The organism is uncultured Thalassospira sp., assembly GCF_963976115.1.
GTDB lineage: Bacteria > Pseudomonadota > Alphaproteobacteria > Rhodospirillales > Thalassospiraceae > Thalassospira.
This window is the reverse complement of record NZ_CAXBJJ010000022.1, coordinates 36,795-61,479: the sequence shown is the minus strand read 5'-3', so window position 1 is coordinate 61,479 and position 24,685 is coordinate 36,795. Positions and strand designations below refer to the sequence as shown.

17 protein-coding genes are annotated in these 24,685 nt (G+C 52.2%); 8 read left to right on the top strand and 9 right to left on the bottom strand.

Features of this window, described 5'->3' with window-relative positions; translation table 11 throughout:
• Positions 1 to 148 precede the first annotated feature (148 nt).
• The gene (locus AAC086_RS21425) at positions 149 to 301 is read right to left on the bottom strand and encodes a hypothetical protein (protein ID WP_339781862.1); all 153 of its coding nucleotides are present in this window, start codon (positions 299 to 301) and stop codon (positions 149 to 151) included.
• Positions 302 to 593: 292 nt separating this feature from the next.
• Between AAC086_RS21425 and AAC086_RS21420 the strand changes: the two genes are divergently transcribed.
• The 3 genes from AAC086_RS21420 (at position 594) to AAC086_RS21410 (ending at position 8,868) form a co-directional block, all read left to right on the top strand.
• Complete coding sequence (locus AAC086_RS21420; protein ID WP_339781861.1) at positions 594 to 2,441, top strand: hypothetical protein; 1,848 nt, start codon at positions 594 to 596, stop codon at positions 2,439 to 2,441.
• Positions 2,438 to 3,763 carry a hypothetical protein gene (locus AAC086_RS21415; protein ID WP_339781860.1) on the top strand — a complete coding sequence of 442 codons (1,326 nt, stop codon included), beginning with the start codon at positions 2,438 to 2,440 and terminating at the stop codon, positions 3,761 to 3,763. The genes AAC086_RS21420 and AAC086_RS21415 overlap by 4 nt, the downstream gene beginning before the upstream one ends.
• Positions 3,764 to 3,948: 185 nt before the next feature.
• A complete protein-coding gene (locus tag AAC086_RS21410) occupies positions 3,949 to 8,868 on the top strand; it encodes an FtsK/SpoIIIE domain-containing protein (protein ID WP_339781859.1) in 4,920 nt (1,639 codons plus the stop codon).
• A 193-nt stretch (positions 8,869 to 9,061) separates the two neighbouring features.
• Here the strand turns inward: AAC086_RS21410 and AAC086_RS21405 are convergent, their stop codons facing one another.
• Positions 9,062 to 10,555 (bottom strand): DNA cytosine methyltransferase, encoded by a 1,494-nt coding sequence (locus AAC086_RS21405; RefSeq protein WP_339781857.1) that lies wholly within the window; start codon positions 10,553 to 10,555, stop codon positions 9,062 to 9,064.
• 91 nt (positions 10,556 to 10,646) lie between these two features.
• Between AAC086_RS21405 and vsr the strand changes: the two genes are divergently transcribed.
• The gene (vsr, locus tag AAC086_RS21400; protein ID WP_339781855.1) at positions 10,647 to 11,114 is read left to right on the top strand and encodes a DNA mismatch endonuclease Vsr; all 468 of its coding nucleotides are present in this window, start codon (positions 10,647 to 10,649) and stop codon (positions 11,112 to 11,114) included.
• Positions 11,115 to 11,755: 641 nt separating this feature from the next.
• Positions 11,756 to 13,690 carry a transglycosylase domain-containing protein gene (locus tag AAC086_RS21395; protein WP_339781854.1) on the top strand — a complete coding sequence of 645 codons (1,935 nt, stop codon included), beginning with the start codon at positions 11,756 to 11,758 and terminating at the stop codon, positions 13,688 to 13,690.
• A gap of 438 nt (positions 13,691 to 14,128) precedes the next feature.
• Here AAC086_RS21395 and AAC086_RS21390 read toward each other — a convergent pair whose 3' ends face one another.
• The gene (locus AAC086_RS21390) at positions 14,129 to 14,254 is read right to left on the bottom strand and encodes a hypothetical protein (protein ID WP_339781852.1); all 126 of its coding nucleotides are present in this window, start codon (positions 14,252 to 14,254) and stop codon (positions 14,129 to 14,131) included.
• A gap of 31 nt (positions 14,255 to 14,285) precedes the next feature.
• Between AAC086_RS21390 and AAC086_RS21385 the strand changes: the two genes are divergently transcribed.
• A complete protein-coding gene (locus AAC086_RS21385; RefSeq protein ID WP_339781851.1) occupies positions 14,286 to 16,157 on the top strand; it encodes a PBP1A family penicillin-binding protein in 1,872 nt (623 codons plus the stop codon).
• 205 nt (positions 16,158 to 16,362) lie between these two features.
• Here AAC086_RS21385 and argE read toward each other — a convergent pair whose 3' ends face one another.
• Genes argE through AAC086_RS21365 form a run of 4 tightly spaced genes read right to left on the bottom strand, consistent with a single transcriptional unit; the run spans position 16,363 to position 20,625 of the window.
• Positions 16,363 to 17,547: an acetylornithine deacetylase gene (gene argE / locus AAC086_RS21380; RefSeq protein ID WP_339781850.1), complete on the bottom strand. Its 1,185-nt coding sequence runs from the start codon at positions 17,545 to 17,547 to the stop codon at positions 16,363 to 16,365.
• 25 nt (positions 17,548 to 17,572) lie between these two features.
• Positions 17,573 to 19,063: a tripartite tricarboxylate transporter permease gene (locus AAC086_RS21375; protein ID WP_339781848.1), complete on the bottom strand. Its 1,491-nt coding sequence runs from the start codon at positions 19,061 to 19,063 to the stop codon at positions 17,573 to 17,575.
• A 12-nt stretch (positions 19,064 to 19,075) separates the two neighbouring features.
• Complete coding sequence (locus tag AAC086_RS21370) at positions 19,076 to 19,600, bottom strand: tripartite tricarboxylate transporter TctB family protein (RefSeq protein ID WP_339781847.1); 525 nt, start codon at positions 19,598 to 19,600, stop codon at positions 19,076 to 19,078.
• A gap of 35 nt (positions 19,601 to 19,635) precedes the next feature.
• Positions 19,636 to 20,625 carry a tripartite tricarboxylate transporter substrate binding protein gene (locus AAC086_RS21365; RefSeq protein WP_339781845.1) on the bottom strand — a complete coding sequence of 330 codons (990 nt, stop codon included), beginning with the start codon at positions 20,623 to 20,625 and terminating at the stop codon, positions 19,636 to 19,638.
• Between the two features lie 148 nt (positions 20,626 to 20,773).
• Here AAC086_RS21365 and AAC086_RS21360 point away from each other — a divergent pair, with 148 nt between their 5' ends.
• The gene (locus tag AAC086_RS21360) at positions 20,774 to 21,679 is read left to right on the top strand and encodes a LysR family transcriptional regulator (protein WP_339781843.1); all 906 of its coding nucleotides are present in this window, start codon (positions 20,774 to 20,776) and stop codon (positions 21,677 to 21,679) included.
• Between the two features lie 25 nt (positions 21,680 to 21,704).
• Here the strand turns inward: AAC086_RS21360 and AAC086_RS21355 are convergent, their stop codons facing one another.
• On the bottom strand, positions 21,705 to 22,337 hold the full coding sequence (locus AAC086_RS21355) for a LysE family translocator (RefSeq protein ID WP_339781842.1): 633 nt from the start codon (positions 22,335 to 22,337) through the stop codon (positions 21,705 to 21,707).
• A gap of 117 nt (positions 22,338 to 22,454) precedes the next feature.
• Complete coding sequence (locus AAC086_RS21350; protein WP_339781840.1) at positions 22,455 to 23,171, bottom strand: SprT family zinc-dependent metalloprotease; 717 nt, start codon at positions 23,169 to 23,171, stop codon at positions 22,455 to 22,457.
• Between the two features lie 216 nt (positions 23,172 to 23,387).
• Here AAC086_RS21350 and AAC086_RS21345 point away from each other — a divergent pair, with 216 nt between their 5' ends.
• Positions 23,388 to 24,608 carry an argininosuccinate synthase gene (locus AAC086_RS21345; RefSeq protein WP_339781838.1) on the top strand — a complete coding sequence of 407 codons (1,221 nt, stop codon included), beginning with the start codon at positions 23,388 to 23,390 and terminating at the stop codon, positions 24,606 to 24,608.
• The last annotated feature ends 77 nt before the right edge of the window (positions 24,609 to 24,685 follow it).

Sequence of the window (24,685 nt, the reverse complement as noted above, 5' to 3'; positions counted from 1 at the left end):
CAAACTCGATGAAATCAGGGGAAACAGGTAGGATCTGTCAGACTCGGAACACTAGGATTGTAGCTGTGCTAAGAGATCTGCGGCATTTCGACCTTGGAAATGCATCAAGGTATTTCCAGGGTGTCGCTGCGTCTGGTCGCCGACCAGTTTAGCCAATTATTTTTCCAAATTTTTCAGTAAAGTACTCAGTAATAAGTCCGGCACGTTCTATTTCAGGGTCGCCATTGATCGAAATCAGTCGGCACGCTTCGCCAAAGCCTAAGAAAAAGTCAATAACAGGGATTACTTTCTGATATTTCATCGGGGTTTGACCTCATTAGGGTCAATGCTATTGGGATGATCAAATGGGGGACTCGTGCCGGGTGATAAGGCTTGGACAGTTTGGGAAAATAGAAAGAAACTGCTTTTCCATTACGCTCTCAATACGTCATTGTTCTCTATCCACAGGCAGTCGAAGGTGTGAAATTTTCTTCTGCCATATGTATGTCCAAGGTTGTTATTTTCTGCTTACATACAGCGTCTAGTTATTGGTCATCGGTTATTGTCGATCTGGGTCTCATCAAAAAACTGGCTGGCAAACTACCGGGGGGATTATGCTTAAAGAAAATAGTCATGTTGCGCGTCTTAATAGGTACCTGCCATTCGACCCTGCCCATTCTCAGATATATGAAGAATATCAAAAAACAGCAGACAGCCTGAACCTCGAGACAGTGGCCTTAAGGTATCTAAATTCTGCCGCCAAACTCAACTCTGCGCGTCTGATAATCCTGACAGGTGATGCCGGTCACGGAAAAACTCATCTTTGCCGAAGATTGATTCAAGACTGCCTTGGCTATGACGAAGAAAGTGCCCGGCGACTTATTAACTCAGCCTGCAATGCAGAACGCGCGATTGATCCGGCGCCTGGCTCTCCTTTGTCGAAGTCAATTTATATTCATAAAGACTTTTCCGAGCTTGAGCCTGTAAACGCGACCGCTCTGATAGAGACTGCGATCAATCAGGAGGAAACAATTTATGTTATTTGTGCCAACGAAGGCCGGTTAAGGGCTGTTCTGGAATCTGAAACAACCGGCGAAGCTTGTTGCTTGGTCCTTGAAAACTTTAATACCTCATTTAAGAGCGGTTTATGCGTCCAAGATCCCCGAATTCATATCATTAATTTAAATTACCAGTCTGTCAGTGGTGGGGAGGACGAGAGCCTTGCTGCTGAGGTTTTCGATGAATGGCTGGATGACGGCAGGCGCTGGCAGATTTGCTCGTCCTGCGATGCGTCTGTAAATTGCCCCATTCTAAATAACCGGAAGCTTCTGGAGGCAAGTGCCTCTGATATTGGAAAACAGAGGAGAGCGCGGTTAGTAACACTGTTCTCGGCTCTGGAGCAGCTCGGTGTGGTGTTTACAATAAGAGAACTTTTGATGGTGGCAGCATACATCATCACAGGTGGATTGAAGTGCCACGATGTGCACGGAAGGTACAGAAAGAGTGGGTGGCAACACGAGTATACATTTTACAATTCGCTATTTACGCCACCGCGCGATATCAAGAAGGATAAGCTTTACAATATTCCCGTAATCTCTGATCTGCAGCGCCTTGACCCGGGATTACGAGCCTTTCGGGCGATCGATGAAAAGCTAATTAATGAGCAGAATGTGTTTCCGCCCGGTGAGCTGGATCTGATGTTCGCTAACAATGTGTTTCAAGACCCACCCCTCATTGATGCATCCCAAGGTATTGATGAAATCATAGGGAATCCCTCAAGCCGGAACGAGAGGAATAAAGAGGCGGGGCTGGTTCAGAGAATTGTCAGATCACTCAGGCGCAGAGCTTTTTTTGACGAGGATTGCCAAAGCATCACGGAGCTTTCCAGGCTTGGCTTCCAAAGCGGATCGGACTTTATCGCTGTCACGAAAAAGACTATATCCGACACGGAAATGCATAAGCTTAAAAGCCGGATTCTCAGAGGCCTGCATATTATTCAGGGATTGCAGATGTCTGAGCGCGAAATAAGCCTCCATCTTGTTGACCCAGCCTTTGGAAGTGCCACTACCCACGCCGCGATCATTGCCGGGAGAATTCCGGCACGGGCCATACAGGTTCTTCCAATGGGAGAGGTCTGGGCAATTCCCGATGACTTGCAGGTGTCCGCGATTACAAAATCGGTAAATTGGATTGACCGACATATTGTTCTGCGTTTTGAAATGGGTACGGGTTTTGCCGATCTCAACTTGGACATGATGTCATTTGACTGTGTTTGCCGCGCCGGCAGTGGATATGTTGCCGAAGAGTTTTATGCGCACGACCTCAAGCGAATAAAAAACTTTTTGGCACGCCTCGCAGAAAGGGGCCAAAAACAACCGGATGAAATAAATCTTTTTATACGCGGTGCTGTCCACTCTGTGTCTATTGATAATGGAATTATCCAAGTGGGAGGTGACCTTTGATCGGGCAGACACAAAATACTGAACCTCAGGCGCCGACTGAAAAAACCACCGGCCCTGATGTTTCTCGGGAAATATTTGGGGGAATTCTGGAGTATGATAACGCTGGGTTTTATCCCGGCCTCGAACTCCTGAATTTCATATTTTGTGCGGAGTCGTTTCTCCCTGGCGATGGAGAGGAAGTGCAAATTTCACGGAGGAGCCATGACTTTGCAAGGCGGTTAGTTTGGGATCCTGGTTTTGCCCAGAATGACAGGTGCTTTGAGGTGCTAGCTGACCGTCAAAGTGCAGAGGCGATAAAACACCTGCTCCAGTGCATCCAACTACCCATCCCCAATCTAAAGGGTGATCCAGCATGGCATCGGGCTCATTTTTTCCCTTACACTCCGTCCCTCATCCACTGGGATGCACGAAATAAAAAAGGGGATGAGACCAAGACAGGTATTGAGCGAAAGTACATGAGGGGAGCAGGTGCTCTTGTCTATCGTGTGATATGCAACGACCCTGATCAGTCCAGAAAAGAAAGAATCAAAACCGGCCTCTCCAATCTCTATGACAACAGCGAAGCTAGTTCTCTTGAAAACTTGGCTGCAGTGCTCCTGTCCAAGGGAGTGAATGATCTTACGCCGAGGTCTGACGAAGTCGAAGCAGAAAAAACAAAGGTGTTCGGTGATGATACGGATGAACTCTTTCGTGATGGGGTGGCAAATATTCTCGAACATCTGAAAATGCCATCAGTGGCAAGGGTGAAGGCACTGATTAACTGGACTGGCTTTTGTCAGGTGATTATGCAGCACAACCGGGCAAGCATATATTTAGGCGAAGAACCAAAGCCTGTTATCTGTGATTGTGGTGCCGGACGCCCTCAGCTGAGGCGTGCGTCTCAAAGAGCCCTTAGAGATTTTCAGGCAAAAATACTCGAGGCTGTTGACATGGCAGCCGAAGGTAGGCTTCTCGCGAAGAAGCAGCGAGAACGTATCCGGGGGTTTTTCTGGGCAACGGCGGCTGCGATCGGGCTGTTGAATGCTTGGACCGGACGTCGCCACTTCACACTGGGGATTGACCTCCTTGAGACAAATGTCATGGCCGCGACACAGTGTGGAGCGCAGTTATCCTATGAACGATTTTTGACGGATTGGCTTTACGGTCGGTGCGGGCTGGTAATTGGTCGGGAAGCGGCTCAGGAAGCCGGGCTCCTCAATGATTTTGATGCGAGTATTTTCGAAGAGAACAGTGAGCAGCTGGCAGTTCAAATGCAGGCATCAGGACTACTCGAGGTCTACTCTGATGCAACGCGTATGGTCGGTATTGGGGGAGTGGACTGATAATGAGCGGGTCTGATAGGCATTCAAAGGTAATTGCTGCCACAAGCCTAGATGTAATCTCTAGGAGTTTTCGGGGAATCGAACAGGTAGATCGCCCGTGCTTCCGGGTTAAGTCATTGACCTCTTCGCAATCGGTTCAGGCTTTTCTGGATCTATGGAAAGCTAGGGATGGAGAGCCCGAACTCATGGGCAAGCGTGTCGTCGTCAGCGCAGGGACCTCATTTCCCGTTCCGGATGAGTTCAGAGCTGAAGCGGGGAAATCAATCACTTTCTATCGTAATCATATTGAAGGTGGCCTTGTCTATCTTGAGACCAAAGTCGAGTCGGATGAGCAGGGTTTGAAAAACCTATTTACTCTGAAAGACAATAATTTCCTTGATGGTAGTTTTGATGGGGAAGATTTTTCCGTACCTCGGAGAATCATCCAAATTGCGCGGGCGGAGATAAATTCTTCGGACAGTGCTCCATCGGCTCTGTTGACCGAACGCATAGTTGAGGTTCTGAGCGCTCTCCATCCAGAACACGTATCCATCTCGGTAAGAAAATATATCTCATTTGTAATTACTGCGCTCGATCGAGCTGCGGCTGTAGGCGAAACCCTTGAGCCCGACGAAATTGATCATATCGTCGGAACGTCCTTGGAGAGCCTAGATTTGTTTCCAGATCTAGAATGGAGGGAGCCGGGCTCTGAGGCGCGTATTCTGCGCCGCCTCCGGATGAACGCACTTCACGCCGAGCTTGCCTCTTCAGCCGCTTCCGATATTGACGTCGAGCAGTTGATTGATAAGTGCGCGGTTAAGAAATTTGTTGATGAAAGCGGTGAGGAATACAGTGCATCCGATCAGTCCACATGGCGCACGCTGTGTATGCAGTATTGCCGGACCATTACAAGGGATATCCGACGTCAGATCCCCTACCGAATTTTCATGCAGTTATTTGCTGCCGACAATGTCGGTCTTCCTCTGGGGGACAGAGTTTTTCAGGAAATCGACGAAAATGATTCCGATAGAATTCAGGAATTTAATGCACTTGGGGTTCAAAAGGGGCTGAATCTCAGGCGTTCTGAGGATGCACAGGTTTTTCTGGATTATGAAGCCGAGCAGACCGGGGGGCCGGCGTTGGTGGAGTTAATTGCCAAACAAACCCGGAGAATGGTTGAGAAACTGGCCCGCCCCACGAATGATAAGTTTGATAACCCTTTCTCGAAAATTGCGGACGTTGCGACAATTCTCCTTGGAAGAAGCTCTGAAAAAGATGGACTGACAATTGAAGTCCGATTGGCCGGACAGAGTAGTGCCAATGATCCCACGGTAGGCCTGTTTGCATTTTTGTTTGGCAATTGTCTCTCGAGAGTTGCCGAGTTGAGCCGTGATAACGTTGAAGGTGCAAAGCTGGTTGTTTCTGATGAGCTTACGCAAGTTGTCGCAACGCCTGAGCCAAAAGTCGATGACGATGCAAGCCTTGGGGATGACTCAATAGAGGATCATATCGAATGGCCCCCGGTTGAGGTGGAATTCTCATTAATTAATAGCTCCGGCAAGAAAATCGATTCTGAGGCCGGCTTTGAATGGCTTCCCGAGGATATCGAACATTTAGTCTTTTTCTGGCTTTTGTGCAGTTGCCCGGGATCCCCGCTATTTGAGCCTGTGTATCTCTCGCTGCCGGGCGGCGAGCCTTCAGCTGAAATGACTTGGCTTGCCCAAGCTGCGTCAAGAGTCGCGTCTTTAAGCAGATTACGTTCTCATGCGTTTGCAGACCAGGTTATTGGGGATGGACTTATTACGACCGCTATTGAAAATGGTCGGGAGTTTTTGAGTGCAGTTTCAACACAGGGCCTGACCGTGCCGTTGATTGAGCGATACTGTACTGACTGGGAGGCCCTACTTAAGACAGCAAAAAATGACTACGTTCCTCAAGCTGCAGTAAACCCGGTTATTACAGCACTGCTCTCGTTAACCAGTATCGGCCTTTCCGATAAGCGTTTTCTGGTTACACCACTGCACCCTGCAAAAATGAGATGGATATCTCTCTATCTCACAAGCAGTCAAAATCTGGCTCTCCGATCCTTGGAGGGGCAGTTTCCGCTGAACGAACGTAACCAGAAATTATATTTAAATTGGTTCGACAGGCTGACGCCTCACAAACAACCCCCAATTGCCCCCGGCAGAGATGCAGCTCTAGGTTCACCGGCTCGCCAGGTGGCTTGGTTTGATTATTGTACGCCGCTCGAGTTCGCGACGGGGGATGGTAGTCTGGACAGCCTGTGCCTCGAAGAGGTTGTCCGGCAGTTGAGGGCATACATGGACGCCCATCCCCATAAATCTGATGGGTTGAGCCTTCTGATTGTTGCGCCTTACATGGCAGAATTGCCTGCAAGGTTGGTGGCCGCCTTTAGAAAAGGCCAGTGGAAGAGCCTTAAAATCAATATTCACGTTGTCTCGAACAGAAAATCCTGGGAGCAGATTTCCGATAGCTTTGAGGCGTTAAACTCAGAGAGCCGAATGAGCGTGGGCCTGCCGCTCTTTCCTCCGCTTCAGTTGTATCTACATGAATTTGATCCTGTAAGGGGCTTGGGCTTGGAGGGCGAGAGACTGCTCTTTGACGTAGGTGTTGCCCCCAACTTCCTTAAGGACCGGATCTCTGTTCAGTATAATACGGATCCACCGGTGCCAATGCCGGGTGCTTTTGACCCTCTTCTCGATTTTCCCACACAGATATCGGGCGGGGCCGGAGGTGGTTTTGTTTCTGTATCGATGCGACCTCGTGACCCGGATGCGATGATGTCTGACTGGTCTACAGTTGCGGTCCGGAATACGCGGGGGAAGCCGGTTTCATCATCGCAACCTGAAAACCATGATTTTGCCGAACTCCGTATCGATTTTGGTTCCGCAGAAAAGGTCTTTGCGGAGCTCCATGAGAAATGCCACTGGGTTGTGACTATCGAGGAGCATATTACACGGGAACAGATCGAAAGGTTGGAGGGTGGTCCGGATATCTTGTCCGTCAAAGAGGGGATAGGGTCGGGAGGTCTTTACACTCTAATAGTCTCATCAAATTCGGGACGGAAATTTATCACAGAACGACTGACACGGAAAATTCATAAAATCTGCAGTGCAACTGGTCGGCAGAGCGATGACGCGTTCCAAAAGCAGCTTGCATCGCGGATCTATGAGGAAACCAGTAACATCTCCCCTCGTCTCGCACTGCAGGCAATGGGAATATCCCGTGTGACTGAGGAGATACTTGGACTGTCTGTGGCGAAGGCGCTATCGGACAAACAGCTCCCTTTAATCCCCCAAAAGGGCTGCGTAGGCTGGGTGTCTCTCGATGATCATGTGGAGTGGTTCGGTACGTCAGGCACTACAAGGGCAGATCTTTGCCGCTTTGGTTTTGAGATGAAGAATGACAAGTTGCTGGTTGATATCTTGGTGGTCGAGGGGAAACTCCGACAACAATATGATCCACACGGCATGTCTCAGGTTCGAGAGACGTTGGATCTGCTAAAGTTGGCCCTGGCAAACAATGATGCCGAACCTCCGCTGGATGCTCGGCTATGGAGGGAGAAGGTTGTTTCGGCCATTGAAAATAGCAGCCCGCAGGCACGACAGATTTTTGGCTACGGTGACCAGGGGGCTTCAGCGGCAGCTATCCCTCCCGATATCCGTGATGCTTTCCGATCCGGGCGCTATAGCATAAGGCGTATCAGCGGCCTTTATTCTGCGTGCAGATATGGTTCGGATGGCGATCCCGAGATACTCGAGGAGGGGGACATCTTATTGGTTAAGTCGTATCAGCAACAGATTATCGAAATTGTTGAAGGTGAGATCGTTCCCGAGGCTGTAATTACATTTGGGGAAGCGATCGGTGCGGACAATGCTTCCGCTGGTCAGAGTGTTTCTGATCCCAGTAGCCCTGATGAGCCGTCCTCTGAGAGCGATATTGAAAGCGTGCCGGTACCTTGGACCGTACAGGATGACGTTCAGGCGCCGGGTAATGCTGAGCCGGTTCAGGTTCAGTTCAAGCCGGTTGAGCGTGGGAGAATGGCAGAAGATAAGCTCAAGGGGCTCTACCAGATAATTTTGGATAAGTTTGGCGAATTTGCCGTTAATGTGAAGAAGCCGGCGGACCTAGGCGATTGTTTCGTCGAGGGACCCGCCAGCATTCTCTTCCGGGTCGTTCCCGGCGTTGGCGTTGAGCCCCGGAGAATTTATGAGAAGGCGGATCTCCTCAAACTGGCGCTTGGCCTAGCAAGCGGACAGGAAATCCGGTTCGATATTGGAGATGGATTTATCAATATCGACGTGCCAAAGAGATCCGAAGACCGATATTTCGTAACTGCTGAGAGACTATGGGAGAGGTGGGACAAGCAGAATGGGAAGCTGTGTGTTCCGCTGGGTGAAAACAGGTATGGAGAAATAGTCAGTATTGATTTTTCGTCATCTTTAACACCCCATCTTCTTATCGGTGGAACAACAGGTAGCGGCAAATCAGAGGCTCTCAACACGATACTTTTCGGTCTGGTCAAATATTACGACCCCAAAGAGATCATGATGTTTCTGGTGGACCCAAAGGGTACTGAGCTGCAGGCGTTTGAGGATCATACCTGCCTTGGTGCGCCAATAGGCTGGGATGGGGCCGATGCAATTTCCATACTCGAGAAGTGTGTTCAGGAGATGCAGGCGCGTCTTCAGAAATTCAAAGACAAACGGCAGCGGACACTCCCGGATTACAATGCAGCGGTCGAAGACTCTGAGAGAATACCCTGGTGGATCGTTGTGCTGGATGAGTATGCCGACCTCACTACCGAACCAGCAGAGAAAAAGCAACTTGAGAGCTTGCTGCAACGTCTGGCACAGAAAGCCCGCAGTGCCGGTGTCCACGTCATCGTCGCAACCCAGAACCCCAATGCAAATGTGATAAACACCACGGTGCGCTCGAACCTGCCTGCTCAACTGGCCCTCCGTGTCCGCAGTGGTCAGGAAAGCAGGATCATTATGGATGAGGGGGGGGCGGAAGCACTGAACGGCATGGGGGACGGATTCCTGAAGGCCGGCGGCGAGGTGGTCCGTGTTCAGTGTGCCAAGGTGGAGAAACAATCACTTTGACGTGGTCCTCAGGCTGACGCCGGGTTCATCCGTAACTAAAGTGTTGGATAATATGAGGACAGGATCAGCCTGAGAGTTGGGGGCGGGGTTTTCTGCATGTGGCCTGCTGATTGCCTATCACGAGGCCCGCAGGATAAAGGCAAACGGATTTGACATGCTCCCCTATCTGGTTAAGCCGACGTTTAGGCTTTCCTTATCCCAAGATCTTGTAAACTGCTTTAGCTATTTGCCACGCCAAGTAAGGTGGTACTGCATTACCTACTTGATGATATTGTTTGGTTCGAGACCCACAGAAAAAATAGTTGTCAGGGAATGTTTGTAAGCGGGCAGCCTCCCTCACTGTGAGTGAGCGGCACTGGCCGGGATCGGGATGGATAAAATAATGACCATCCTTGGATATATGGCTTGTAACGGTAGTCGATGGGCGTCCAGACACTTGGGTGCGGAAGCGGTCTGAAAAATGTCCAGAATCCCGGTTCTTATGGGCAGGCTGCAGAAACTCTGGAAACTCATCCAGCTTCGGAGAACGTGCGTACGCGCTCGAAAAAGCAGAAGAGAAAAGGTAACGGCCAATATCGTCCGGGATGTGTCCTCGGGTCTCATGATGCAACGTTGCATGAAGTCGTTCATCATCGAACCACTTGAGGAGATGTTTTGGCATATCGCTAGCAATTGTCTTCTCGCGACTTGACCTTGCTTCAGGCAAGTTGTTGGCAGAAGAAATTTTTTGAGCGATATTCCTCACTTTTTCTGGAATGTTTCCTGTTCTGGCAATGTGCATAGCCTGTTCAACTACTGTTTTTTTCCAAGCTTCTTTCGTGTCGCCGCGGCTAAGTCCACTGCGGAGACGTGAAAGGCCATCAATTGCACGGCCCACGCTCACCTGCTTTTGCGGTTTGCCGAGAAGCGGGCCATCAAGTTTCAGGCGTAGTGCCAGATCCGCCCGAACTCCGAGAATGATTACTCGATGGCGGGCTTGCGGAACTCCAAAGTCTTCTGACCGTATCAGAAAGTCTTTGGCCGAAGCTCGGGAGCCGTCGCTTGGGGCAGAATTTGCGAGCGGTAACAAACGGTATCCGTCTCCCGCCACTTCGAGGTCGTCAAGGACTTTGCTGAAAATCCGACCGCCGTTAATTTGGCTCGAGAGCATCCCCTTGACATTTTCCATCACAAAGGCCGCAGGGCGAAGCCGGTCCAGGATGCGCACATACTCGCGATACAGAAAATGCCGATTATCATCTTCGGGAACGTAACCTGCTTTGCCCCGATTTCTCGATCTTCCAACCAAGGAATATGCTTGGCAGGGAGGTCCTCCGATCAAGATGGTATCGCCATGATGATGTTCGCGTACTTGATCAAGCTCGGTCGCAAGTTCCTCGAATATGCCATCGCTTCCCAAAACACGTTGGCGTACCTCCTTGGCTGCAACTTTCCAATTGTTGGGATAGAGCTCGGCCCAGTTTGGAAGCTCAAGACCACTATTGATAGCGTCGTAATATTCTTGGGGAAACCGGTCAAAGGACCGCAGGAATGCTCTCAGCCGCAACGTTTGAATTGCATGGTCATCCATCTCGATTGAGAGATGGGTCTTCATTGAGGTTTCCTCGTCACGTCCTGCCCTTGAAAATCCTTCACCCAGCCCTCCTGGCCCGGCGAACAAATCAATGATGGCAAATTCTTTGGACATCGTTTCTCCTCATAATGACGAGCCTTTTACCAGGTTTCACCAAGTGTCACCAGGTGGAAAATAAGCTTAATTGCACTATGTTTGTTAAATCATGGATATAGTTGACCCCAATACCCGCTCCAGAATGATGTCGGGCATCAGGAGCAGAAACACGAAGCCAGAGATTCTGCTGAGAAAAGCACTACACGCTGTGGGCTATCGTTACAGACTCAATGTACGTCTGTTGCCGGGCTCACCGGACATAGTGCTGCCGAAGTGGCGAGTTGTGATTTTTGTGCACGGTTGCTTTTGGCATCGCCATCCGGATTGCAAAAAAACGACGACACCGGCAACAAACACTGATTTCTGGACTAAGAAATTTGCGGCCAATACCAAGAGAGATAAAACAGCGATAGAGGAACTGCATAACTTGGGTTGGCGCACTGCAATTGTATGGGAGTGTGCTGTTGGGTCAAAGATTGATGTTGAGCTGATCGATGACTTAGCTAGCTTCGTAAGCCAAACTGCTAAAGAGCATGTAGAATTTGGTACTCCTCAGAAAGGTCGTAATCAACGCTAGCCTCAATGAGTATCTTGGAGCGCGATATACGGTTCGATGCATGACTAGATTACACCAGAAGTAAAATTCGACACATAATCTTCGAACTTTTTAGCCTTTTCCTCAAACTGGATGTAATATAAGTATTTGATTTTATGAATTTTCTAAGGAACAAGGAGAATTCCAATATTTTGCTTCAAAACTTTCCAGCATAATGCGTCGTAAAGTTCGAGATTTCGTTGGAAAACGGTGGTGCGAGTTTCTGGGTTTATGCGTCAATTCACATTTTCGGCTTATATTATGATGCAGGGTCCGCCATTTTGTGGCGGGCCCTGCGTGCATTTGGGGGGCGATATAAACATGCCGATGCATCCTTTTGTTGTGCGCCGTCCTGAGCGACACGGCAATGCCGCCCGATGGAGGTTTCGGGGCCTTGTACGATGGTGATGAAACCATGCGTGAACGGGTGGGCAGTTTAATCGCAACAACGTTAAGCGAGGTATGAAATAGGGGGATGTGTTGTTGAGGGCCGGGGAGAAATGGCCGATAGTGTTACCGGACGGAGCCTGTCAAGGCAGTTTGCGCGTTTGATACCATTTGTTAAGGCATTAAGCGTTTACTCAAAAAAGCAAAATAAACTTGCGGTATGAGCGGATTGGGACGTGGACGAAAATAACGAGTCGAAACGAAGTGGCGCATTGGCAGCACAGGCTGCCATGCAGGCAATAGAAGAACGACGACTGCGCGAGGTGCGGCAGCGTCAGCGGCGTGTTCGGCTGGCCATAGCATCAGTGGTTTTGCTGATTCTGGTCGGTATCTCCGCCGTTGTGACAGTGTCGATTCAGACCCAGCTGGATTTTAGTCGCAAGGCAGATCGCAGCCCCGATGTTTTGATTGCGGGGTTTGATGGCACCGTGATCAAGAATGTTCAGGGCCATTATAGCCAGGATGTGTCGTTAATTACGTTTCCGAAACGGCTTCAAAGCGTGTTTATTGCCGCCAGCGACCCCGGGTTTGAACATCATTTTGGTGCGGGTTTAAGTGATTTGACCCGGATTATATCGGGGGACCCTGAACCGGGATCGACCCTGACAATGAAGGTGGCACGCGGTTTTTTTGCGGTGCCCGATACCGGTGTTATTCGCAATTTCGAAGAATTTCTGGTCGCGCTGTGGCTGGAGGCGCGGTTTGATAAAAGCACGATTTTACGCTCCTATCTCGAGCGCAGTTATGTCGGCTCTGGTATTTTTGGCATTACGGCGGCGTCGCGTATTCTGTTTGGGGTGCAGGCTCAGAATATGAGCGTGCATCAGGCGGCGGTTCTGGCTGCGGCGATGAGTGACCCGATCAATTTAAATCCCCTGCATTTTCCTGCGGCATCGGCCCACGCGGCCAATATCGTGTTAGGCGAAATGGCGGCCCAAAAAATGATCGAACCCGAACAGGTTTCGGCCCTGTCGCGCAGTGTTCCGCAGCTTTCGCCCCGTATTCGCGAAGACGATTATTCGCAATATGTGATTGACCAGGTCATGGAGGAAGTGGCCACCCGGGTTGGTTATACCAGCAAGGATTTGCACGTTGTCACCAGCATCGACACGCGCCTGCAAATTATGGCGCAGGAAGCGGTAAGCGAGATCAGCAAGTTGCGCCTTAAACCACGCGGCGCAGATCAGGCCGCATTGCTGGCAATTAGCCCCGATGGTCGGGTGCGTGCCATGGTTGGCGGTACAAGTTATGATCCGATGTCGCGAAACCGGGCATGGAATATCCGCCATTATCCCGGACGGATGATTAAAATTCTTCCGTATTATTATGCTCTTAACCACAATCCCGATCCGGCCCAATGGGTAGCAGATTCCCGCAACGAAGTTGAAGGATGGAAACCGGTTAACCCCGACCGGCAATATCGCGGGCAGGTATCCTTGCGCGATGCCTTTGCGCGGGACGTGAATACCGTTCCTGTCGAACTGACCCATAAATTCGGCCTGGATAATGTGCGCGAATTTGCGCGTGATATTGGTGTTGAAAGTCCGCTATCGGATGATATTCGCACTGTTGTCGGCCTTGATGCCGTAACGCTTCCTGATATTGCCCGGCTGCACACCTTGTCGTTGAATGGCGGGGTTACGCCAGATGTTACTGTTATCAATGCCATTCGATCGACGGCGGAAGGGCGGCCGGTCCTGTATCAGCGTGTTACCAAAATGCGCGAAAAAATGCTGACCGATGAAGCCATGCAGGCGGTAAACAGCATGCTGGCAGGTGTGACCGACCCGCAGATGCGCCTGGACCGGCCTTTTGTCGGTTTTGGGGCCGCAGCCGGGCGGGGCAGTGACGCGTGGTTTGCCGGGTTTACGGCCGATTTATATACCGTTGTGTGGGTCGGCAATGATGACAAAAGCCGTGCCCCGGGCATCCGGCCCGATATTGACGTGGCATCGTTATGGCGGCTGTTTATGCTTGATGCGTCACAGGGGTTTTCGATCCGTTCGGTCGCGCGGGGCACCAACCAGCGGCTGGTGGAGCAAGATGGTGTTTCCGATATGTGGAAACGCTACTGGTCAGACCCCAATCCGCCCTTGGAAAATCAACCCTGAGCCCGGTTTGTTTGCAGGGTAAATCCTGCCTCATCGACCTGTCGGATCATAAAAACGAACGATGCCGGTGGTTTGTTCGAATTTTGAATTATCTGCGGTGTGCGTGATAGATTAAACGTCTGTTGCAGGGGGCGGCTGTGTCGGCGGCAGTGATTGGGCAGAAGACCAAGGGGCGGGAAATATCTTCAAGACATTGACCGGTGATTGTGCGATGAAAGCCAACCGGTTTCTGGCATCAAGGCCCGCCTTATATTAAGGAAACATGTTCTCCAAGGGCGAAAATCGCCCCTTTTATGCGCTTGGAACATGGTTTCTTAGGGAAATGATGTTTTATTGGCAACGCAGAGCGTGACGGTTCGCACGGGCCTGCAACAGATATCGGCCGGACGGGATTTTTCCGTTCACGGCGGGTAATTTACGTACCCATCCCCGATGATTTCAGGATTTGAGGACGATTTTGGCGAAGCGACCTACCCGTAGCACATCACCGGCCCCCAAGCGCCGGACATCGCGCAGCTCGTCGGGCCGGGCATCATCGCGCGGGCGGCGTCGAAGCAGCCGCAAACGATCCTTTTTCTCCAGGCTGACGTCACTGATGCCACGTCCGATGCTGATCGCCCAGATCATGATGGTTCTGTCCGTGTGGGCGGTGGTGCTGTGCGGCGGGCTGGTAGCCTATTATGGCTATGATCTGACCAGAAAGATTGATTTTGATGTTGCCACCCAGCGCAAGCCGCTGGTGCGGATCATGAGTCTGGATGGTGTGAACCTGGCCAATTACGGTGACCGTTATGGAAGCCCGGTTGAGGTAACCGACCTGCCTGATTATGTTGGCGCAGCGTTTGTTTCAATCGAGGATCGGCGGTTTTATCATCATTTCGGTATCGATCTTATCGGTATAACCCGGGCACTTGCGACCAATCTTTGGCGCGGACACATTGCCGAGGGCGGCAGTACCATTACCCAGCAGTTGGCAAAGAACCTGTTTTTATCGCCCGAGCGCAGCTATGGCCGCAAGGTGGAAGAAGTTCTGTTGTCGCTGTGGCTGGAAATCAAATTTTCCAAAAAGCAAATTCTGTCGCTGTATCTGAATCGCATCTATTTCGGCTCTGGCGTTTACGGGATTGATGCGGCATCGCGCCAGTATTTTGGTATCGGTCCCCGTCGTTTATCGCTCTATCAGGCGGCGGTTCTGGCGGGCCTGCCCAAGGCACCGAGCCGGTATAACCCGCTGGTGGCACCCAAACAGGCGGCCAAACGCGCCAATCAAGTGATCAATGCGATGCTTGATACCGGCGCGATCAGCAAGCAGCAGGCACAGACAAACCATTACAGTACCGTCACAACCGCGTCGGCGAGCGGGCGCGGCGGGCCCAATGTGCGCTATTTTACCGACTGGATTCTGGATCGGGTTACCGATTATGTCGGATATCACGATCAGGATATGGTGGTGTATACGACCCTTGATTCCAAATTGCAGGACTCAGCCGAAGATGCCGTTGGCCGTGTGCTTGCTAGCAAGGAAGCCGATAAGCACCGGGTGAGCCAGGGCGCGCTGGTTGCCATGACGCCGGATGGCTCTGTTCGGGCGATGGTAGGCGGGAAAAGCTTTTTCGAAAGCCAGTATAACCGTGTGACCCAGGCCAAACGCCAGCCGGGATCGGTTTTTAAATTATTTGTTTATCTGGCCGCCCTTGAAGATGACATGCGCGCCGATGACTGGATGCGCGACGAGCCTTATACCGTTAACGGCTGGAGCCCGCGCAACTTTGATCGCCAGCACCACGGCACCCTGTCGTTGCGCGATGCGGTGGCAACATCGAACAACACCATCGCGGTTGAAGTGGCGATGAAAACCGGGCTGGGCAAGGTGATTGATATGGCCCACAAGCTGGGGGTGTCATCGGATCTGCCCGCTGAACCCAGCCTGGCGCTGGGGACGAGCGAAGTCACTTTGCTGGAAATGACATCGGCCTATGCCGTTGTATCGAACGGCGGGTTTAGCATCATCCCTCATGCCATTACCAGGATTGTCGGTCAGGATGGCAAGGTTTTGTACGAACGCGAAGGCGGCTATATGACACGGGTTTTAAACCCGGTTACGGCGGGCGAAATGAACAATATGCTGGCCGCTGTCATGGCAAAGGGGACCGGTAAAAATGCCCTGCTGGACCGCCCGGCGGCGGGCAAAACCGGCACCACATCGGATTATCGCGACGCCTGGTTTGTGGGTTATACCGCCGATCTGGTTGCCGGGGTGTGGATGGGCAATGATAACGGATCGCCGATGGAAGAAGTCACCGGCGGGGGCTTGCCTGCCAGCATGTGGAAATCCTTTATGTTGCGCGCCCATCAGGATTTGCCGGTGCGCTCACTGGGCAAGGCCGCTTTGATGCGGTCTATCCGCATGGGCGAGGATGACAGCTGGAAACAGTTTAATTCCGGCTTTACCGGCAAAAACAGATAATTCCTTTAAATCCCTGGTACGGACGCTGACAAAAAAAGAGGCCGGATGTCGGTTGGCGACAATCCGGCCCGAGGAAGGCATTTTCAGTTCCGAAAGGGAGAATCCGGAACCGCTGGAAAGACCTTGACAAGCGCCTTGATCCGAGGTGGACGCGGGGAGGTGTCGTGGATGCAGATCAAGGGGGTGTCACGTTATCAAAGCCGGATCAGGACGGGTTTTTCACCACCTGATGACCCAACTTCTCCAGGAAAGCCAGGCATTCGTCGAGTTGGGATATCTCGACAAATTCGTTGCGTTTGTGGGCCTGTGCAATCGAACCGGGGCCACAAATAATGGACGGAATATTGCCCTGTTTTTCAAAGATCCCGCCTTCGGAACCGTAGGAAACCTTGCCGGAAACTTCGTCAACAATGTTGCGGACAAAGGCGAAACTTTCGGCATCGGTGCTATCGCCCATGCCGGGATAATGAAAGATTTCTTCCCATTCAAAACCGGTATCGGCTTCGCGGGCTTTCATTTCGGCATCCAGGGTTTCGCTGATACGGGTTTTGATCTGGTCAATCACCGCGGCGGCATCGTGGTCGGGCAGGTGGCGAATTTCAAAGGTAAATTCGCAACTGTCCGGTGTCACGTTGGTGGCGGTGCCGCCCGAGATGGTGGTGGTCAGCATCGTGCTGTGGGGCACGGTAAAGTCGGGGTCGAACGGGCCATTGGTTTCAAATTCGCGCGCGACATCGGAAATCATGGCGATGGCGCGGGCGGCATATTCAATGGCATTGACGTGACGGGGCGCAAAGGACGAATGCCCGGCGGTGCCCGTAACGGTCACACGCATCGAATATTTGCCCTTTTGGCCGTTGATCACATTCATTTCGGTCGGTTCGCCAATAACAGCCAGGCGTGGCGGATGATCCATTTTTGCCAGATGATCCACCATGCTGCCAACACCAAGGCACCCCACTTCTTCGTCATAGGACAGGCACAGATGAAACGGGATCGCCAGGTCCTGTTTGACCAGTTCGGGGATCAGGGCCAGCGCGCAGGCGGCAAAGCCTTTCATATCGGCAGTGCCACGGCCAAAAAGTTTGCCGTCGCGTTCGGTCATATCAAAAGCCGGGCTTTCCCAGCCTTTTTCCAGGGCGGGCACCACATCGGTATGGCCTGAAAGAACAATACCTGGCACGTCTTTGGGGCCGATGGTGGCCAGCAGATTGGCTTTTTCGCCTGTTTCGTCATGAAACAGGGTCGTTTCGATATCGTATTGGGCAAGATAATCCTGCACATATCGAATAAGCCCGAGATTCGAGTTCTTGCTGGTTGTGTCGAACGCCACCAGCTTGCCCAGAATATCGATGGCAAGGTGCAGGCGGGACATGTTGGTCTGGGTCATTTTTTTCAGCTTCTCGTGTCTCGAATTAATTGGCGGCGCGCACATTGCTGCGCCATTTTTGCCATTCGCGGCGAATGGTTAAGGCCACGAACAGAATGGTCAGGGCAAAGAAACCCCATGAAATCCATGACTGGAAGAAAACGCCAAGGTCACCGCGCGAGATTGCCAGCGAGCGACGCATATTGTCTTCAAACATCGGGCCAAGGATAAAGGCGATCAGGAAAGGTGCGGCGGGAATGTTGAGCACCATCATTACAAAGCCGACAACCCCCATGACCAGCAGCACAGCAACGTCAAACGGGCTTGAGGCAACCGAATAAATGCCAAATACACACAGGATAACGATGCAAGGCAGCAGCACCTGTTGGGGAATGCGCGAGATTTTGGCAAAGCCGCTGGCGGTCAGTTTTCCTGCAACAAACAGGAAGAACGAACTAAACAACATGCCAATAAACAGCGAATAAACTTCACCGATATTGTTCTGGAATAACAGCGGGCCGGGGGTAAGGCCGTGGATCATGAAGGCACCTAACATGACACCGGTGATCACGTCGCCCGGCACACCAAGGGCCAGAAGCGGGATCATGGTGGCACCACAACAGCCGTTATTGGCCGATTCAGATGCGGCAATGCCTTCAAGTTCGCCTTCGCCAAACCGGTCGCCGTTTTTCGAGGTGCGCCGCGCCTCGCTATAGGAAAAGAATGCTGCGGTCGACGGGCCAATACCGGGAATGGCCCCCAGAATAACGCCGATAAAGCTGCCCCGGATGATCGATTTCAGGCTGCCGCGAAATTCTTTCATGGTCAGGCGGTTGTCGCCCAGTTTCATGGCCTGGGTGTTTTCCTCGGGCCGGAAAATGGCAAGTTTCAACATTTCAGGCAGGGCAAACAGACCAATCAGCACCGGTACAACGCCAAGGCCGCTTTTCATATCTTCGGTCATGGCAAAACGAAACGAGCCATACATGTCTTCGCCAACAGTGGCGAGTAACAGGCCAAGGCAAGCCGCAACGATGCCCAGCAATAACGAACGGCCGGAAATACTGGCAACAATCGTCAGGGAAAAGGCCATCAGCATGAAATATTCCGGCGGGCCGACACGCAGGGCAAACAGGGCCAACGGGGCGGCCAGAAAGATCAGCGAGATGTTGGAGATAAAATCGCCGATGCAGCTTGAAATCAGCGCCATATTCAGCGCCTTGCCGCCCTTGCCTTCACGGGCCAGCGGGTAGCCGTCCAGAACCGTACAGGCCGCCGAGGCGGTGCCGGGCGTTTTGATCAGGATGGCGGAAATCGACCCGCCATAGGTTGACCCTTTATACAGGGCAACCAGCAGCAGAAGGCTGGTAACGGGCGGTAAATAGAAGGTAAAGGGCAGTGCCAGCGTTACGGCCATCGTGCCGGTCATGCCGGGGATGGCGCCAATAATGACTCCACCCCAGATCCCGGCAGCCATGGCGATGAAATTGGGCAGGGTTGCGACAGCGACAAAGGCGCCAAGCAATTCATTCCACATGGTATTTTCTCGTCAGATCAAATGCAGCAGACGGGCAAGGGAAAACCATTTGCCGTGCGGGAAGGGGGTGTGGGTGATTTCGGTGAAAATCACATAAAGAAAAATCGGGAAAACAATGGTCAGACCGATCATCCAGGCCTTTTTGGAAAAATCACCTGTCATGACGAACAGGAAGGCCAGCAACACCATGGTTGCCGTCAGGAAACCGATTTTGGGCATCAGATAAACAAAGGCGGTAAAACCCGCGATCATCCAGATGAAACGGTAGATGAAAACACGGTTGGCACACAGATAGGCACCAATCGATGTTATCTGGTCGCTGGACCGGCGGCGCATTTTGGGCACCGCCAGAACCAGGGCCAGAACCCCCATGACAAAGCCGACCCAGCCAATAACGCGGGGCCACATGTCGGGGGGCGGGGCAAACCCCGGAATAAAGGACGGAACCCGAACGTAAACCGGGATTAAAACAAACAGAACAAGGGCAAAAAATGCCGTTGCCACCATTCCGGTGTAAAAATCGCGGTTGGGGATCATGGTTCCGCCTCGCATCCTAAAAACGGGGTAAAATCTTATTGGATATAGCCAAATTTCTTGGCCAGACCATGATACAGGTCGAACTGCGATTTGACATAGGCTGACGGGTCTTCATCACCAATAACCGAGATGGAACCACGTTTTTCGGCCAGATCAAGCCACTGTTCGTTGGTTGCAACTTTGCCCAGGATGTCTTTCCATTTGGCAACAACATCGTCGGGCAGGCCCTTGGGGGCGTAAAGACCGCTCCAGCCGGCAACCTGCGCTGCGGTTGCGTAACCCAGTTCCTTTGCGGTCGGAACGTCGGGCAGGTCGGCCATGCGTTTGGGGGCATAAACCATCAATGCGCGCATTTTACCGGCCTGGATATGGGGCATTAGCGAACCGGCGGAAATCGCCAGAAAATCAACGTGATTACCCAAAAGGGCTGCTGCCAGTTCTCCGCCGCCTTTGTAAGGTACCAGAGTCGATGCGCTTAGCGGGTCAAGCCCGGCATCGGTCAACAATGCCTGAACCGAAAAACCGTCAATCGCGGTCGGGCCGGATGCAGCATAGGTGGTTGCCCCGTTGCTTGCCTTGATTTTGGCCATCAGGTCATCAACGGTTTTGATGTCAGACTCGGCATTAACAGCCAAAATCATCGGGGTGGCTTCGAGAATGCCAAGGAAGGTGTAGTCGTCCCATGCGACGGGGCTATCGGAATAAACAGCAGGATAAAGCGCCATGCCAACCCGCGACAGCAGCAGGGTGTAACCATCGGGGTCGGATTCGGTTACGAAACGCGCGCCATTCATGCCACCGTTACCGGTCTTATTCACAACAATGATTGGCTGATCGTTGGTATAGTTGCGCGCTGTTTCTGCAAGCGCACGACCAGCCAGATCAGAGGCGCCGCCAGCGCCATAAGGAACAACAAGCGTAATGGCCTTTTCCGGATAGGAATCAGCCTGCGCTGCCGACGTGAATGCCGTTGCGCAAGCAAGGGCTGCAACACCCAGTGCAGCTTTCTTCAGATGACGAAACATTTTCATGTCTCCCTGGAGGTGGTGGCGTTATTGCCAAGTCCATGCTTTTTATTTTGTGTTTGAAACATGGCAAACTATAACTATTGAAGCAAAAAATTAATTTCACTATTACTTATGTAAATACTGAAATCGGTACAGAGGGGATGGCATGAATTTGCGTGAACTGGAAAGTTTCAATGCTTTTATGACCTATGGCACCGTCAGCAAAGCGGCCGAGGCGATGAATATCAGCCAGCCAATGGTCAGCCGGATGCTGGCTAATCTGGAAAAATCGGTGGGATTTGCGTTATTTATCCGCAAGCGCAACCAACTGGTCGCGACCGAGGAAGCTGTGCAGTTCCATCATACCGTGCTGCGAACCTTAAACGGTTTTCGCGATCTTGAAAGCAGTGCGCGGGCGATTGCCAACCAGCAGCTTGGCAGCATTCGTATCGCGGCCCAGCCGATATATGTGGATACCTATCTTTTAGATGTTATTGCCAAATTCAAGGCGTTACATCCCAATGTGTCGGTCAGCATTACCGATTCGGGGATGGAAGGCATACTGGAAATGGTCACATCGCGAAATTGCGATCTGGGCATTGGCATTACGCTTGATCTGACGGACCGCGATGTGGCGATGATGCGCCTGGCCAAATGTCGTGCCGTTTGTCTGATGCCGCGTGATCACAGGCTGGCCGGGTTTGAAACCATTGATATTGATTTGCTGCGCGGCGAGAAATTTATCGAGCTGAGCAACGGCAGCCCGCTGCGCACCAAGGTTGACTATATTTTTCAGATCGCCGGGCGCTTGCGCCACATCGCGGTCGAGGCGCGCACGGTCAGAACCATCTCTCGTCTGGTGGAACGCAATGTTGGTATCGCGATCAGCGATCCGTTTGCCGCCTTGCTGGTCGATCAGGACCGGGTTGTGGCCCGGCCCCTAACCCCGGAAATTTCGTGGGATGTGGCGGTATTTCATGCCAATCGCGAATTATCGAATGTGCAACGCAGCTTTTTGGCGTTTTTGCGCGATGAAATTCCGCATCTGCGCGAAGCCGGGTGTGTTTTGTAACTGCCGTTTATCGTTTGAACACCGTTCAGGCCTTTTGATCAAAGGCCAGTTTGGCGGCAAGGGTCAAAAAGATACAGCCGGTAAAGACCTGAAACGCCCGGGCGATACGCGCTGATCGGGCCAGAAACTGCCCCAGTTTACCGGCAAAGCCCCCGACCAGACAGTTAATGATGGTGCCGCCAATATTAAGGATCAGCCCCAATAACAGAAATTGCAGCAAAACCGACCCGCGTTTGGGATCGACAAATTGCGGCAAAAACGCCAGCACAAAAACAATGATCTTCGGGTTAAGCAAATTAACCACAATGCCGTCGCGCCACGCCCGAAAGGCAGATCCGGGGCAGGTTTCGGCGGCTTTCAGGGCATTATTGCGGTTTCGAAATGTTTTCAGGGCCAGCCAAACCAGATAGGATATGCCTGCCCAGCGCAGGATTTGAAAGGCAACCGGGTGAGCCGCCAGCAAAGCCGCCAGCCCCAGACCAGCCAGAAATGTATGCACAAGCGCCCCTGTCGAGATGCCAAAACTTGCCGCCAGCCCCGCCCGTGGCCCCGATTTAATGCCCTGCCCCAAACAAAACAGCATGTCGTTGCCCGGCGTCATATTAAGGGCAAGGGCGGTTGGGACAAAAACCAGCAATGTTTCAAGCGGAATGATCATGGTGTGTCCTGAATCTGATTGGGGGCGAAGGGCGGGTCGTTTTTATAAATAGCACCAGCCTGTCAAAATGCCGCAGCTACAGAAATTTGCCAAGCGGCATGCAAGACAATTAGATGTTTACTCGCCCGCGCCAAACCGATGCAGCCCCGACCCGTTCCGTTTTAACCAGTGTTGCTGTTTGGCTGACGAACCATAAAGATCGTCGACCACCTTCCAAAAGCGGGCACTGTGGTTGAGTTCCTGCAAATGGGCCACCTCGTGGGCGACGACATAATCCAGCACATCTTCGGGGGCCAAAATCAGCCGCCAGCTAAAGGATAAATTACCGCCCGACGAGCAACTACCCCAGCGCGTGCGGGTATCCTTGATCGAGATCCGGTTGATTTTTTTGCCGATTTCTCCGGCATAGGCATGGGCGCGCGGGGCAATTTCGAGTTTGGCCTGCTTTTTTAACCAGTCCGCGACTCGACGGTTGCTATGTTCCATGGCACCCGAAACCCAGATCACGCCGGATTCCGCCCAAACCCCGCGTTTGGCCTCGGGCACGGCGCGTATGGCATGTTCCTGGCCCAAAAACGGCACCCAGGCCCCGGGCACAAACAAAACCCGGTCGGGCAGGCGCGACAGGTGGGCTTCGATCCAGTCAATATGCTGGCGCAGCATCGAAAGGGCGGTTTTGCGCGATATACCGTTGGGAACGACAACTTCGACACCATCGAACCCGGGATCGATCCGCAATTTAAGCCGCGACGCACGCGCACTGATGCGCAGGCGCACGGGCACAGGCCCCAAACGCGGCAGGTCAATCTCGGTTTCTTCGATGTTATTTGCCATATTAGTGTGGATAATCGTTGAATCTGTTAAAAAAGCACGCTGAATTTACGCGTTTTTACCGGCAGGTGCATCTTGGGCCTTGCCCGTCACATGGGTTTTCCTATACTCCGCGCGCAAGGTCCAGGCGAATGTTTCGTTTGGCCCCCGTGATGACACGGGATGACGGCGAAACCACGCTGCCCTGGCACAACATCGGAAGAAGAAAGGCGTCACAGCATGAGCAATCCGGTTAAAAAGGTGGTGCTTGCCTATTCGGGCGGGCTGGATACCTCCATTATCCTGAAATGGCTGCGCGAAGAATATAATTGCGAAGTCGTTACGTTTACCGCCGACCTCGGCCAGGGCGAGGAACTGGAACCTGCCCGCAAAAAAGCCGAAATGTTTGGCGTGAAAGAAATTTTCATCGAGGATCTGCGCGAAGAATTCGTGCGCGATTATGTGTTCCCGATGTTCCGCGCCAATGCCCATTACGAAGGCGTTTACCTGCTTGGCACCTCGATCGCACGGCCGCTGATCGCCAAGCGTCAGATCGAAATCGCCGAAATGGTCGGTGCCGATGCCGTATCGCACGGGGCGACCGGCAAGGGCAATGACCAGGTGCGTTTCGAACTGGGCTATTACGCCCTGAAACCTGACGTCAAGGTGATTGCACCATGGCGTGAATGGGATTTGAATTCGCGCACCATGTTGCTCGATTTCGCCAAAAAGCACCAAATTCCGATTTCGGCTGACAAAGCGGGCGGCGATGAACCCCCCTATTCAACCGATGCCAATCTTCTGCATATTTCCTATGAAGGCAAGGCGCTGGAAGACCCGTGGGGCAAGCCGGACGAAAACATGTTCATGCGGACCGTATCGCCGCAAAACGCGCCCGATGCGATCACCACGATTGAAATCGAATTTGAACAGGGCGATCCGGTTGCCATTAACGGCGAACGCATGAGCCCGGCCACCCTGTTGACCGCGCTGAACGACGTTGCCGGTAAAAACGGTATCGGTCGCCTTGATCTGGTGGAAAACCGTTATGTTGGCATGAAGTCGCGCGGTGTTTACGAAACCCCGGGCGGCACCATTCTGGCAACCGCGCACCGCGCCATGGAATCGATCACGCTGGACCGTAATGCAGGCCATCTTAAAGACGAGCTGATGCCGCGTTACGCCGAAATGATCTATAACGGTTACTGGTGGTCGCCGGAACGTCAGGCCCTTCAGCGCCTGATCGATGACACCCAGAAAACCGTTAACGGCGTTGTTCGCCTTGATCTGTACAAAGGCAATGTCACCGTGACCGGTCGTAAATCGCCCAATTCGATTTATTCCGAAGCCCACGTTACCTTTGAAGCCGACACCGTTTACAACCAGCGCGATGCCGAAGGCTTTATCAAGCTCAACGCCCTGCGTTTGCGTCTTGGCTTTGATCGTAACAGCGTTAAGTAATCGCGGCAGACGACAAGAATCGACGATTTGGAACGAGGGGTGTCTGGCACCCCTCGTTCTGTTTTAACCCCCGAGAT